Below are 12,070 nucleotides of genomic sequence, written 5' to 3' on the forward strand. Positions count from 1 at the left end.
GCGACAGCCGGGTCCGTCACGATCTCGGCGATTCGCTCGCGAATGAACTGGGCGGCGGTCTCGTTGGCGGCTTCGTCGGCGAGCAGATCCGTGTATCCGACCAGCATGCTGACCAATTCGCTGTCCTTGTCCTCCCACACCCTGCGGTAGAAGGCGTTTCGCTCCTCCTCGCTCACCTCGAGCGCCCCCTTGGTGGGCTCGGGCTGCGCGATGCCGAACGACGATTCCCGGTTCGCCTTGCGCACTTCGCGATAGCGAGACTTGATCCCGCATTGGAATTCGGGATCGATCGGGTGATTGCCGGCGGGCAGAACATAATTCGCGGTCCGCTGGAACACGGTGAGCGTCTCGGCCACTTCCGCGACAAGCGGAATAACCTGCACCCCTGAGGAACCGGTGCCGATCACCGCGACCCGCCGACCGGTGAAGTCCACCTCCCGCTCGGGCCATTCCCCGGTATGGAAACTGCGGCCCCGGAACGTCTCGATGCCCGGGACTTCCACCTTCTTCGGCACCGACAGACAGCCTGTCGCCATGATCGCGAACCGCGCCGAGACGACCTCGCCCCGATCGGTCGTGATCCGCCACCGCGCAGCGGACTCGTCGTAGACCGCGGCGGTGACCCGGGTCCGCAGTCGCACGTCCTTACGCAGGTCGAAACGATCCGCGACGTGATTGATGTAGCGCAGCAACTCGGGTTGCGGCGGCAACTTCTCGGTCCACTCCCACTCCTGCTCGAGCTCCGGGTCGAAGGAGTAGTTGTAGTACATGCTCTTCACGTCGACGCGGGCGCCCGGATAGCGGTTCCAGTACCAGGTGCCGCCGAGTCCGTCGCCCGCTTCGTACACCTGCACCGAGAGCCCGAGTTCGCGCAGCTTGTACAGCATGTGGAGCCCGGCGAATCCCGCTCCGACGACGACCGCGTCGATCTCGCGAGCCTCCTGCCCGGTCGAGAACGCGGAATGCTCCGAGGTCGTCGTCATCGTGGGACCTGCCTTTCATCGAATCGCCTTGGGACGCACGGACAGCGGTTCGGCTCGACTACGTGCGCACCGAACTCGATCTTCGAGTCCGGTACACGCTGCAGATTAGCGGAACACCGTTCGCGCGTTCGTGATTCGAAACAAGCCACCCTGAATTCGCCTGCCGGACACCAGGTACGCGACCGGAACGGTTGCATATCGTTGCAGGGCAAGGCATGCCGACACCGCGATACTCTCGCGGTCCCTGCGGAACGATCAGAGGGCGCTGCCGGTACCGGGGAGCCGGAAGCCGTTCCAACCGGGTCCACCGTTCCAGCCCGGCCCGCCGTTCCAGCCGGGTCCACGATCCCAACCGGGCCCACGGTCCCCGCCGCGCCCACGATCCCAGCCCTGCCCACGATCCCGACCGGGTCCGCGGTTGCCTCCCGGCCCGCGGTTCCCATGTCCGTTGCCGTGCACCTGTTCCACCGTGATGGAGGCGGGCTCCGCGGCAGGCGCGGCGTCCGCGGACGCCGGTCCCGCGAAGAGGACGGCCGTGCCGGCTGCCACCGCGACCGCCGTGAAGGTGCGTACCACCATCCGCCGGGAGGGGAATACAGAGTTCATCATGAGGGGATTCCTTTCCACCGCGCCGAAGCAACGGAAGGATGCCCGGCCGGAACCACAGCGGAAACGCGGCCCGGCACCTCTTATCTACTGCCTACGTACGTAGACAGTAGATAAGAGCGGAGCAGTGGGCAAGCACGCGCGGGCGTCGATCGAATGGGACCGGCCATACGCCCCCCGGACCGATCAGCCCGCAATGGCGGTGGATTCGCTGACGAGCAGTGCGGCGAGTACTCGTGTGGTCATGTCGAGCGCTTCGGCGCGCTGGCGTGAATCCATGTCCGACACCGCTACTCGCACGATCGCGGCGAAACTGGTGTTGAGGACGACCAGGCTCATGACCTCGTAGGCGTGGTCGTCGCCCGGGCCGAGGGTTTGGATCAGCAACGTCTTGACGACGCCACGCAGCCGTGGCTCGAATTCGGGCAAGCCGCTGCTGTAGTACTGCAATCCGGCTACCAGCGCCCGGACCAGCCCGGCCCGTGCGACAAGGTCTTCGGCCACGACTTCCAGTACCGCGCGGATCGTCTCGGCGAAGGGCTCGTCCGCGCGGTCCAGTACGCGCCGCACGAACCGCTCCTCGATGTCGCCCAGCAACCGTTCCAGCAGTTCGTCGACCATGACCGCCCGGTCGGAGAAATACCGGTACACCGTGCCGATACTGACACCGGCCTCGGCGGCGATCCGATTCGTCGACGTGGCCGCGATCCCCCGCTGACCGAACAACCGCGCCGCCGTATCCAGAATCCGGTCGCGGGTCGCCTTCGCCCGCTCCTGCGAGGGACGCCGACGCGCACCCTCGACCTTCGCCGGCATCGCGACCCCTTCTCACACCGCGGAAACGATCACCGGTGAGTGTAACCGGGGGAAACAGGTGGACGGGCGGTTTCCGCACCCGGCCGTCCGATCACGCTCTTTCGCGATACCGGTGCAGCAGCTTGTTGAACTGCCGCAGCTTGTCGACCGCGTCTTCGGGGATCGGATCCGGATGGAAGTGCATGACCTTGTTGCGGATGATCCGGATCTCCTCCAGCCGAGCGATGAAGGCGGAACGATCCAATGGCCAGCTCAGCTTCTCCCAGGCTTCCCGGTTTTCCAGAATACGCAGATAGTCACCGAAGGTGAGCTGGTCGAAGCTGGTGATCTGCTTATTGCAGAGTCGCTGCGCTGTCCCGAAATCCAAGGCGCGGCTCAGGATCCAGCGCAGCGTCTGATCCAGCTCGCCGAGATGGAAGAACGGCATGGACATCTGGCCGTATCGGTGCGCCACATCGGCTGTCGTGACAATGCCCTCGATGGCCTTGTTCTGATCGCGGACGAATACGAAATCACGCTGTTGCAGTGTGGTGAGAACTTCGAACAGGTCGCGGTCGTAGTCGACCACCTCCGCCTGCGAATCGATCGCATCGGCAAGTCGCGCATCGGATTTGCGATGCCGCGCCTGCGCGATCGAACGCCAGGTGACGGCCCCGCGCAGATTCCGAGGACCGCTGAGGACGGCGAGTTGCGAGAAATCGTTGAGTTCCATCTTGGTGATCGCCTCTTGCAGTGTGCTGTTCGGCCCGACGTGCTCCACACCCCGCAGCGGTGACAGGTTCCCGACCGTGAGCCGGACATCGAGATCACCGCCACCTTCATCGTCTTCGCCGACCGGAATGTCCTCGGCGCCGGAGTGTCCCGCCGCCGGAGATTCCTCGGCTTCGTTGGGCGGCGTAGTCAGTGCCACCGTGGTATCCAGGGTGACCGCGCGAAAACTCGGGAATGTCACCAATCCGTGGTTCGCGAGATCCGCCTCGATCCGGCTGACTTGGTCGCCTCGATCGGATGCTCCCCACAGTGACAGCAGGTCGCGGACCGAAATGCGTTCCGGGGTGTGTTCGTCCGCACGCTTGCGTGCCAGCCGCAGACGCTCGTGGATGCGCTGGCGCTCGGTATCGTCTTTGCGCTCGTGCGCCTCGGCCGCCACCTCTGAGATCACCCTGTCCAGTAATTCCTGGCGGACGGCATCCAACATCCGGTCCTGGTCGACCACGAACCACGCATGCCATCCGTCGACAGCCGGCATACCGGCCGCCACCATGGCCGCCCGTGACGGCGAGCGAAATTCTTCACCGTGGGGCTCCAGCCGGATACGTCCCGACTCGGTAACCGTCGCGTCGTAGGTGACACCGATTCGGCTGCGCCGGAATCTGAGTGTCGCGCCGGCTTGCAGGAGACCCGCGTCCAGCAGGTCCGGCACCGTGACGCGACGACCGCCGATCAAATACATCGAGCGGCCGGGTGTTTTGTCGTCTCGTTCGGTCGCTACCCCACTCGTCATGGGTTACTCACCACTTCCGCAGCCCCGCGAACTTTCGACGAGCACCGATGGCCTGTTTGAGCACCCGTTTCTCGAGTTCGGTGCGGCTCAGGCGATCTACCCGCGTGAGATGCAGTTCGGTGGCGACGGCAAGCAAGGCCGCCCGATCCAGTCGCTGTGCACTGATATACGCGGCGCCTTCGTCCTCTGTTTCGATCTCCCGCAAGCGGGAAGCGATTTGCGCCGCTTCGATATTCGGCGATACGGGCTCGATCGACGGCGAGGCGTCCGCGGATCCGTCGGTCAACGCCTCGACCAGTCTGCCTTTCGCGAGTTTGCTGTAGCCCCGCAAACCCAGCCGCTTGGCCACGTCCCGCAGTTCCGAGACGGTCAGCGTGGCGGCAGTCAGGTAGGACCGCCGTTGCTCCGATGGCAATCGTGAAAGTTCCTGCGCCACTTTCGCCGGGTCACGTGCCGGTTCGACATGCGATGCCTCTGCGACGGCGAGTTGCGCTGCGCCACTGATGATTGCGCGCAAGGTGGCCTCGTCCTGCCGTTCCAGGAACTCGTAGACGCGGGCCTGCAGGGCGGCGAGACTTCTCAGATCGTTCACCGGCGATCACCCGACGACAATTCGAGCGCACCCAGCACCTCGTCGGCCAGCAGATCGAACTCTTTGACCACTTCATCCTTGACGGCGTTACGCAGCATCGCGGGAACACCGCTTTCCCCCGCGTCGCCGAAATGCCTGGAGCTATTGCGAATCCTGTTCGCCAGCACAGGCACTCGCGACGCCTCCGTCACCTCGTCGATCCAGCGCTGCTGGGCGAGCGTCACCTGTTGCGAATAGATCTGGACCATGGTGAAGACGACGCCGAGAAAGCCTGGGTCGATCGGCTCGTGGTCGCCGGCCCCACCCTTGTGTTCGACAAACGCGTTGAACTGCTCGACCAGTCCGGCGCAATTGCCTACCAGATAATCGAGTCCCAGAGTGGATAGATAATCCGCCTTGGCCGGTACCAGTATGTGCTCGCTGGCTACGATCGCGGTTTTGGTGACGAGGCCGAAGTTGGGCGCACAGTCGATCAGCACCAGATCATAATCGGCGAAGTGGCTGTCCGCCAAGGCACGTCGTAAACAACTGTGCAGGTCCAGGAACCTTCGCTTCGATCCGTCGATGGTGGTGGTTCCGCCCAGCTGCGCGGCCAATTCGAGATCGATGTCGATGAGGCCGAGGTGCGAGGAAATCAGATCCAGCTGCCCGCCGTTGGCTCCGAGGAGGCTGTTGACCCGATCCGGTGTGACGACGAGATCCGCCAGCGAGACATCCTTGCCGGGAATATCGCCGCCGTACCACTGCCTGATCGTCCGACTGTCCTTCAATCGCTCCTGCCAATCATCGATCGAATAGAACGAGAAGGTCAGGTTGGTCTGCGGATCGAGATCGAGGAGCAGCACCCGGAGACCGCGTCCGGCCGCCACCGCACCGAGATTCGCCGTGAGCGTCGTCTTTCCTACGCCACCTTTGTAATTCATGACAGCAACGACCCGCATACGCACTCTCCCCTTCCCCCATCCGACGGCAATCTCGGCTGCCATCGATAGTGCCATCAGCGGAGGGCCCACGAGCCGAAATCGGCTGTTTCATAACACTTTTCGCGCGCCGACTCGCAATTCGGCTACCGCCGAAAGAGACTGGGCGGCATCGACTCAGGGATTCATCGGGGGTATACCGACCGGTTCTCTCGATAGCCGCCGAATTGGGTGCTGCACGGTATTTTCCGAGACCCCCGGTGTAAACCGGGGCCTACACCGGACGACTCGGCGGCCAGGGGTCGCCCCACTCCGCATTCCTGGCGCGCCGGTACGTCTCGCCCTGGCGTTTGGAGACCATGGTCGCCGCGACGCCCTCGTCCCGCGCGCATATCTGCATCGTGACGAGGCCCTTGCGCTTGAGTGGGTGCCGCAGAATGCGGCCCGGCGCCGGGTCGTAGGCCGTGCGGGAGGCGATGACGTAGGAGAACTTCTCGTCCTCGTAGCTCAGTTCGCCGCCCTTCAGCCGCCGGTGCAGTGCGGTGCGATTGACCCGGGCGCTGAAATGACACCAGTCCGCGCCCTCCGCCAGTGCGCACGGGCTCTGGTACGGGCACGGGGCGACGACCGTCAGCCCGGCATCGATCAGAACCCGGCGCGCCGCAAGGATTCTCCGGTACCCGTCCGGAGTGCCCGGTTCGATGACCGCTATCACCTCGGCGCCCTCGGCCGAACGCGCGACCAGCGCCGCCTGCTCCGCCTCCGAGAGTTCGCTCAGCACATAGGAAACGGCGACCAGATCCGCACCGCCCAGCGACGCCGGATCGGTGACCGCGACTCGTCGCCAGACCGCGGACCGCACCGCATCCGACACGGCACCCGCCGCCAGCCGGCGACCGAGCCGCAGCGCATCGTCCACCTGGTCCAGCACGGTGGCCCGGGACAGCGACGGGAACCGGTCCGCGGCGGCCCACAGCGCCGCCCCGGTCCCACCACCCACATCGAGAAAGCTCTCCGGACGAAAGCCGGGCACGAGTTCCGCGAACTGTCCGAACACGCTCGACACCGCCGCCCACGTGGCGGGCATCCGATAGGCCGCATACGCGGCGACATCGGTACCCGAATCGAGAATGGGCGCCGTAGCGGGCCGCGGATCCCGATATCGGGATATCAACCGTTCGACCGACGCGCCCAACTGCCGCTGGGGCACACCCGCACAGGCCCGATCCAGACCCTCCACGAGTTCGACAGGCAACTCCACCCCGAATGCTCCTCACCGTATGACCGGGCCGCCATTCTGTCATGCGGCCGCACGAACGCCGCCGGGCCACAATGACGTTTCCTCAGGTTAGGCGGGCGAACCCCACCTCCGGTCCGGTCGCGGCGACGGGCTCGCATCGGGTCGGGTTGGTGGGGAGGTAACGGCGGCCATCTTGCAGGTCTCGGACCAGGTCGCCGTAGGCGACCTCCAATTCGGCCAAGCGGGTCCATTGCCGGTGCATCAGGATTCCGGCGGGGTCGTCGGTGTGGAGGAGGTGGAAGGCCAGTGCGGCTGCGGCGGCTATGTGGTCGATGGTTTGGGCGAGGGTTTCGGTGTGCGCGCGGGCGCCTACCGCGGAGCGCGAGAGATTGAGGTCGGCCCACGTGTCGATCTCGGCGAGGAGCTGCCGGCGTCGCGGTCGAAGGCGGTGCGAGCACGACTCGTCGACGAGCATGCGGTGGTGCACCTCGGTGAGGTCGTGGGCCATGCGGCACAACGCATTACGCAGGTACTGGCCCCGGAGCGCGCACAGCAGTTCGCTCGGGTTCGGCAGCGCGCAGGACGGCGCGTCGATATGCCGGTCGCGCATCGCCTCACCTTTCGACTGCCCCGCGGCCCACATGTGCTGTCACAGCGGTGCGGTGAGTTCGAGATGGATGCCGTCGGGATCGTCGAACGACAGGATCGCGATGCCGAACTGGGCCATCTCGGTCACCTCACCGTGCTCGATCCCCGCCGCCTCCAGACGGGTTGCGGCAGTGAACAATTCGTCCTTCGACGCGACAGAGAAGCTGAGGTGGTCGAGCCCGACGCGCTCGGAGTCGAACCGGTCGGTGGGCGGGGCGACGGGCCGTAGACCCAGCAGCATGCCGTTGGCCAGGAATACGCATCCGCCGTAGAGCTGGTACGGATCGGTGCGGACCTGCGGGTCCGCCGGGCTGCCCGCCGATTCTGCCGCGATCTCGAAGCCCAGGACGTCGCGGTAGAAGGCGCGGGACCGCTCGATATCGGTCACGGTCAGGCGAACGTGATGGGTACCGGTGGTGGCGAGGATCGGCATGGAGGCTCCCGGAGGCGGTGTGACTTCGAAACACGAAGCCTATGGCCGAGCCACCCCGTTCAGCAGTGTCGTAACCGACACATTTCGCACCGTTCACGACATGGTCGTTCGCCTAGTACCGCACCCCGGGCCCCGGCAGCACTTCGACATCGCCCGCGTGCATCGGCTCACCGCACTGCGCGCACCGTAGATCGACGCTGCTGATTTCGCCACAAGCGTTGTGGCGGTAGAGGACCGGCGGCCCCGCCGCCCCCGCCAGCCACTTGTCCCCCCACCGCACCATGACCATGAGCAGATCGACCAACTCGGTTCCCTGCCGCGTCAGGGTGTACTCGAAGCGCGGGCGGCTGTCGTATGGGCGGCGCTCTAGTATGCCCGAGTCGACCAGGTGGTTCAGCCGTTCGGTGAGGACTTTGCGGGAGATGCCGAGGTCTGCCTGGATCTGGTCGAAGCGGGTGAAACCTACCCACACGTCCCGCAGGATGAGCGGTGACCAGGGTTCCCCGATCACCTCCAGGGTGCGGGCGATCGAGCAGGCCATATCGCCGAAGTTCGTGCGCTGCATGGGACCAGTCTAGCGATTGGAGTTCCCTTAGGGAACTTAGAGTGTTATGGTCGCTGGGTCTCCTGAAGAAACTCGAGAAGGGAACACGGAGATGGGCAAGGTCATCAGTGCGCACGCGGTCTCGGTGGACGGGTACATCACCGGGCGCGACCCCGGCCCCGGACAGGGCCTCGGCGATGGGGGAATGCTGTTCGACTGGTACTTCGACGGCGACACACCCAGCCGGGTGTTCGACGGGTTCAAGTTGAGCGAGGCCAGTGCCCGGGTCTTCGACGACCTCGCCGGGCGCGTGGGCGCGATCGTGGCGGGGCACCGGACATATGTGGACTCCGACGGTTTCAGCGGCGGCAGCCCGCACCCGACGGCCCCGCTGTTCGTGCTCGCCCACGACCGGCCCGCGGCGGCGTCGGCGAGCCAGACCGTGGTCACCACTGGTATCGAGGACGCGATCGCGGCGGCGCGCGAGGCCGCGGGCGACGGGTACGTCGGTCTCATGGGCGGCGGTGTCGCCACCGCGGCATTGCGCGCCGGACTCGTCGACGAGGTTGTCCTGCACCAGGTTCCGATACTGCTCGGCGGCGGGCGACCCTTCTTCCAGTCCCTTCCCGGCCACATTCGCCTGCGTCTCGTCGAAGCCGTCGCGGCGCCCGGCGTGACCCATCTCCGCTACGAGGTTCAGCGATGACCATCGATCCCGACGTGCGGCGCGTTCTCGACGGCACCCCGCAGGCCCATCTCGCGACCGTCCTGCCCGACGGTGGTCCGCACGCGGTCCCGGTGTGGGTCGGCACGCACGGCGACCATGTCGTCATCATCACCGGCCCGACCTCTCGCAAGGCCCGCAACCTGCACCGCGACCCGCGAGTGGCGCTCTCCATGACCGCCCCCGACAACCCGTACCAGCCGATCCTGCTCCGCGGCCGGGTCGTCGAGTGGATCGACGGCGACGCGGGCTGGGAGATCGTCGACCGGATCGCGCAGAAGTACATCGGAACGCCGTATTCCCGCGATCAGCACCGCGTCGCCGCCCTCATCGAGCCGGACCGGCAGAGCATCGGCTGAGGCGCCGGGTTGCCCACTGGACAACCGCCCGCTACTGTTCGCTGCGCGCCGGAGAGCGCACCGCACTACAGCAACACGGGGGGAATCCGTGACAAGACCTGACCAATCGCATTCCGTGCCGGATTTCGCGGCCGCCAACGGCGTCTACTGCGCCTACTGCGGCGCGACTCCCGCTGCGCACGTGGACTTCCGGGGCCACCGCGGCATGCTGATCGTGATGCAATTCCTGCGGCAACCCGGGCCTTTCTGCCGCAACTGCGGTCTGTCCACCTACCGCCGCATGACGGTGGAGAGCGCCTGGGTGGGCTGGTGGGGGTTCCTGTCGTTCGTCATCAACCCGATCACCATGCTGATCAACCTGCCCGCCCGGTCGAAGGTGGCCGCGCTGGCGCCGCCGATACCGGGCAGTCCGCGGCAGCCGATGGATCCGGGCAAGCCGCTGCTGCGCCGCCCCGCCGCGCTCGGCCTGCTGCTCCCGGTGGCGGCCGTCCTGACCATCGTGGTGGGTGTGCTCGTGAGCAGCGGTGGCGACCACGATCAGTTGGCGACCGGTGACTGTGTGGACACCCGCGATCACGGCGCCATCCGGGATGCGAAAGCGTCGGAGCTGGTGAAGATCGGCTGCTCCGATCCGGCCGCGCAAGCGAAAATCGTTGCACGACTGGACAATACCCACGACACCTTCAAGTGCCGTCAGTACTCCGAAGCCAACGAGGAGTTCACCGACTCGGACGACAGGAAGTACTTCGTCCTCTGCGTGCGCACGTTCTCCTGAACACCCTGCGGCACAACGTCATTCCTTTCCGGCCGACAGGGCCGTGAAGAGACCGCGTTCGTCGAAGGCCACGGCAACGCGGAGGTCCGGCCCTTCGATATACAGCTTGGACCGGTCGGCGTCGAAGTCCGCACGCAAGCCGCGCCGCACCGCGTAGCTGTACATCGCGCGCCGATGATCCGGCAGACCCAGCCGGTCGGCGGCCTGCATCACGCGCGAGACGCGCAGCATGTCGGGCGGGGGCACGGCCAGGTCGGGGTGCTCCACCAGGACGGCGAGACGAGTACCGCCGCCGACCGGCGCGCTGTACCAGGTCCAGCTGCCCGAAATCGCCTTCGCCAGTTCGCCGACGAGCCAGGTGACCCGCAGCGGATCGGTGGGCGATTCCGGGAACTCGGAAAACGGCACCTCCGGCTCCGACAGCAGCGGAATGCCATGCCGCACACCGTAATCGCGTACGGTCTCGGCCAGTTCGGTCACCTCGTCGGGATACCAGTCGGGGTTGGCCCAACTCCACAGCCAGGATTGCGGCCCCGGCGCGGCACTGCCGAGCACATGGAACCGGGTGCACACCAGATTCCGCTCACCACTGAATTCGAATCGCGGCGGTTCGTAGTCGACGTGCCAGGCCGGCACCCCGAGCACCTCGCTCAGGTACTCCTGATGCTCATACGACAGCAGCGCGGCGTCATCCAGCAAACCCACAACAGACGGTTCCCGTCCGGCATTTCCTCCCACCTGCCAAACCCTAACCCCGGCACACCCGTCCGGCTACTCCGCAGCGTTTACCGCGATCTCGCCGCCCAGGTGGTATCCCCCGGACAGCTCGAGGGTGTCACCACTCCAGAAACGGCCGGGGTCATACCAATTCGGGCGACGCTCGGGGAGCAACCCCATGGACTGATATGTCATTGCGACGATTTCCGCGCAGTAGGCGCTGCGCAGGTCCTGAGGTGAGTCCGGCCGTCGCACCGAACTTTTCCGGCGGAAGCGGCCGACCCGGCCGCCGAACCAGCGGGCGGCGAGGCTGCTGGTCGACGGAAACGGGAGGCCGTCGAGGCGGGCGATGGTGCGCAGGGCGTTGTCTTCCATCTCGCGGGTGACCGGGCGGTCGAGCTGACGGAACCAGGCGCGCTGGCCGTAACGCTGGGTCCAGACCACCACCGCGTCGCGAAGGTCGTGCAGCTGCGCGCCGCGGTGACGGGTGCCGGACCACATGTCGGGCAGCGCCCGACCCAGTTCGGCATGCCAGATCAGCACGGGCAGATCGTCGATGGCGACGGCCATTCCGACGTGATTGACCGGACTGTTGGTGGTCATCCGAATGGCCCGATCCGCCGCCGAACTACCACGGAACAGCCAGAGGTCGCCGGTCCGCGTGAGTTCGAGCGCGCGATCGAGGTCGATGCTCGTACCCGCCATACGCAGTAGCCTAGGCACATGCGCTGGTGGAAGGTACTCGGTTTGGCGGGCGCGGCCGGTGTTGCCGCAACAGGAGTCGTCGTCGTTCGGGCGGAACGCAAGAGACGTGCCTACACGCCGGACCAGGTCCGCGCACGCCTGCACGACCGAGTCGGCGATCCCGCTGACCCGTTGCCGAAGGACGCCGCCGAGTAGCGACAGTTACTGCCCCCGCCGCACGAACACGATCAGGGCGATGCCGCCGATCAGGCCCACGCCCGCGAGCGCCCCGGCGCCCCACGCCAATTGGGACGCACTCGCCGCCAGCGCGGTGATCGCGACGACGGCCGCGAACACCCCGAACAGCAGCGCCACGAACCCCGCCCAGTTCCTGGTGTCCGCGAGCGTCTCCCCCGGTTGCACCTCGGCGGAGCGGGCGATGTCGGTAGCGTCGTCGAGAGGCGGAATCTCCGCCGGGCCTTCCACGGTCATGCTGAAACTTCCCTTATCCGGGGCCGGACATCG

At 66.2% G+C, this 12,070-nt stretch carries 17 protein-coding genes; 4 read left to right on the forward strand and 13 right to left on the reverse strand.

The features are described 5' to 3' along the window. From QH470_RS04695 to QH470_RS04740, 10 genes are all read right to left on the reverse strand, one after another. Positions 1-983, reverse strand: a 983-nt coding sequence (locus tag QH470_RS04695) for a flavin-containing monooxygenase (RefSeq protein ID WP_280271016.1), incomplete at its 3' end; no start/stop codon positions are given. Between the two features lie 255 nt (positions 984-1,238). Then, entirely contained in the window at positions 1,239-1,592 is a 354-nt protein-coding gene (locus QH470_RS04700) for a hypothetical protein (RefSeq protein WP_280271017.1), read from the reverse strand. 183 nt (positions 1,593-1,775) lie between these two features. Further along, entirely contained in the window at positions 1,776-2,405 is a 630-nt protein-coding gene (locus QH470_RS04705; protein ID WP_280271018.1) for a TetR/AcrR family transcriptional regulator, read from the reverse strand. Between the two features lie 91 nt (positions 2,406-2,496). Beyond that, entirely contained in the window at positions 2,497-3,909 is a 1,413-nt protein-coding gene (locus QH470_RS04710) for a CBS domain-containing anti-phage protein (protein ID WP_280271019.1), read from the reverse strand. A 7-nt stretch (positions 3,910-3,916) separates the two neighbouring features. Further along, positions 3,917-4,501, reverse strand: a complete 585-nt coding sequence (locus QH470_RS04715) for a hypothetical protein (protein WP_280271020.1) — start codon at positions 4,499-4,501, stop codon at positions 3,917-3,919. Further along, positions 4,498-5,442, reverse strand: coding sequence for a ParA family protein (locus tag QH470_RS04720; protein ID WP_280271021.1), 945 nt, complete (start codon positions 5,440-5,442; stop codon positions 4,498-4,500). Before QH470_RS04720 ends, QH470_RS04715 begins: the two co-directional genes overlap by 4 nt. Before the next feature lie 253 nt (positions 5,443-5,695). After that, entirely contained in the window at positions 5,696-6,682 is a 987-nt protein-coding gene (locus tag QH470_RS04725; protein WP_280271022.1) for a small ribosomal subunit Rsm22 family protein, read from the reverse strand. A gap of 82 nt (positions 6,683-6,764) precedes the next feature. Further along, complete coding sequence (locus tag QH470_RS04730) at positions 6,765-7,271, reverse strand: hypothetical protein (RefSeq protein WP_280271023.1); 507 nt, start codon at positions 7,269-7,271, stop codon at positions 6,765-6,767. 39 nt (positions 7,272-7,310) lie between these two features. Then, positions 7,311-7,742, reverse strand: coding sequence for a VOC family protein (locus QH470_RS04735; RefSeq protein WP_280271024.1), 432 nt, complete (start codon positions 7,740-7,742; stop codon positions 7,311-7,313). 112 nt (positions 7,743-7,854) lie between these two features. Further along, positions 7,855-8,307 carry a winged helix-turn-helix transcriptional regulator gene (locus tag QH470_RS04740; protein ID WP_280271025.1) on the reverse strand — a complete coding sequence of 151 codons (453 nt, stop codon included), beginning with the start codon at positions 8,305-8,307 and terminating at the stop codon, positions 7,855-7,857. Positions 8,308-8,398: 91 nt separating this feature from the next. Here QH470_RS04740 and QH470_RS04745 point away from each other — a divergent pair, with 91 nt between their 5' ends. From QH470_RS04745 to QH470_RS04755, 3 genes are all read left to right on the forward strand, one after another. Further along, positions 8,399-8,992, forward strand: a complete 594-nt coding sequence (locus QH470_RS04745; protein WP_280271026.1) for a dihydrofolate reductase family protein — start codon at positions 8,399-8,401, stop codon at positions 8,990-8,992. Next, positions 8,989-9,369: a PPOX class F420-dependent oxidoreductase gene (locus QH470_RS04750; RefSeq protein WP_280271027.1), complete on the forward strand. Its 381-nt coding sequence runs from the start codon at positions 8,989-8,991 to the stop codon at positions 9,367-9,369. The genes QH470_RS04745 and QH470_RS04750 overlap by 4 nt, the downstream gene beginning before the upstream one ends. 88 nt (positions 9,370-9,457) lie before the next feature. Next, positions 9,458-10,144, forward strand: a complete 687-nt coding sequence (locus tag QH470_RS04755) for an LppU/SCO3897 family protein (protein ID WP_280271028.1) — start codon at positions 9,458-9,460, stop codon at positions 10,142-10,144. Between the two features lie 18 nt (positions 10,145-10,162). Here QH470_RS04755 and QH470_RS04760 read toward each other — a convergent pair whose 3' ends face one another. Beyond that, positions 10,163-10,849 (reverse strand): DUF6882 domain-containing protein, encoded by a 687-nt coding sequence (locus QH470_RS04760; protein WP_280271029.1) that lies wholly within the window; start codon positions 10,847-10,849, stop codon positions 10,163-10,165. Positions 10,850-10,915: 66 nt separating this feature from the next. Beyond that, positions 10,916-11,566: a hypothetical protein gene (locus QH470_RS04765; RefSeq protein WP_280271030.1), complete on the reverse strand. Its 651-nt coding sequence runs from the start codon at positions 11,564-11,566 to the stop codon at positions 10,916-10,918. Between the two features lie 18 nt (positions 11,567-11,584). On the opposite strand from QH470_RS04765, the gene QH470_RS04770 reads away from it, so the two are divergent. After that, on the forward strand, positions 11,585-11,761 hold the full coding sequence (locus QH470_RS04770; protein WP_280271051.1) for a hypothetical protein: 177 nt from the start codon (positions 11,585-11,587) through the stop codon (positions 11,759-11,761). Between the two features lie 6 nt (positions 11,762-11,767). On the opposite strand, the gene QH470_RS04775 is transcribed toward QH470_RS04770, so the two are convergent. Then, positions 11,768-12,037, reverse strand: a complete 270-nt coding sequence (locus tag QH470_RS04775; RefSeq protein WP_280271031.1) for a hypothetical protein — start codon at positions 12,035-12,037, stop codon at positions 11,768-11,770. Positions 12,038-12,070: the final 33 nt, after the last annotated feature.

The organism is Nocardia wallacei (assembly GCF_029868745.1).
In the GTDB taxonomy this organism is placed as follows: Bacteria; Actinomycetota; Actinomycetes; order Mycobacteriales; family Mycobacteriaceae; genus Nocardia; species Nocardia wallacei_B.

Excerpts from the sequence above, each read along its gene's own strand:
- QH470_RS04700 (WP_280271017.1), bottom strand. The coding sequence starts at position 1,592 with ATGATGAACTCTGTATTCCCCTCCCGGCGGATGGTGGTACGCACCTTC.
- QH470_RS04705 (WP_280271018.1), bottom strand. The coding sequence starts at position 2,405 with ATGCCGGCGAAGGTCGAGGGTGCGCGTCGGCGTCCCTCGCAGGAGCGG.
- QH470_RS04710 (WP_280271019.1), bottom strand. The coding sequence starts at position 3,909 with ATGACGAGTGGGGTAGCGACCGAACGAGACGACAAAACACCCGGCCGC.
- QH470_RS04720 (WP_280271021.1), bottom strand. The coding sequence starts at position 5,442 with ATGCGGGTCGTTGCTGTCATGAATTACAAAGGTGGCGTAGGAAAGACG.
- QH470_RS04730 (WP_280271023.1), bottom strand. The coding sequence starts at position 7,271 with ATGCGCGACCGGCATATCGACGCGCCGTCCTGCGCGCTGCCGAACCCG.
- QH470_RS04735 (WP_280271024.1), bottom strand. The coding sequence starts at position 7,742 with ATGCCGATCCTCGCCACCACCGGTACCCATCACGTTCGCCTGACCGTG.
- QH470_RS04740 (WP_280271025.1), bottom strand. The coding sequence starts at position 8,307 with ATGCAGCGCACGAACTTCGGCGATATGGCCTGCTCGATCGCCCGCACC.
- QH470_RS04745 (WP_280271026.1), top strand. The coding sequence starts at position 8,399 with ATGGGCAAGGTCATCAGTGCGCACGCGGTCTCGGTGGACGGGTACATC.
- QH470_RS04750 (WP_280271027.1), top strand. The coding sequence starts at position 8,989 with ATGACCATCGATCCCGACGTGCGGCGCGTTCTCGACGGCACCCCGCAG.
- QH470_RS04765 (WP_280271030.1), bottom strand. The coding sequence starts at position 11,566 with ATGGCGGGTACGAGCATCGACCTCGATCGCGCGCTCGAACTCACGCGG.
- QH470_RS04770 (WP_280271051.1), top strand. The coding sequence starts at position 11,585 with ATGCGCTGGTGGAAGGTACTCGGTTTGGCGGGCGCGGCCGGTGTTGCC.
- QH470_RS04775 (WP_280271031.1), bottom strand. The coding sequence starts at position 12,037 with ATGACCGTGGAAGGCCCGGCGGAGATTCCGCCTCTCGACGACGCTACC.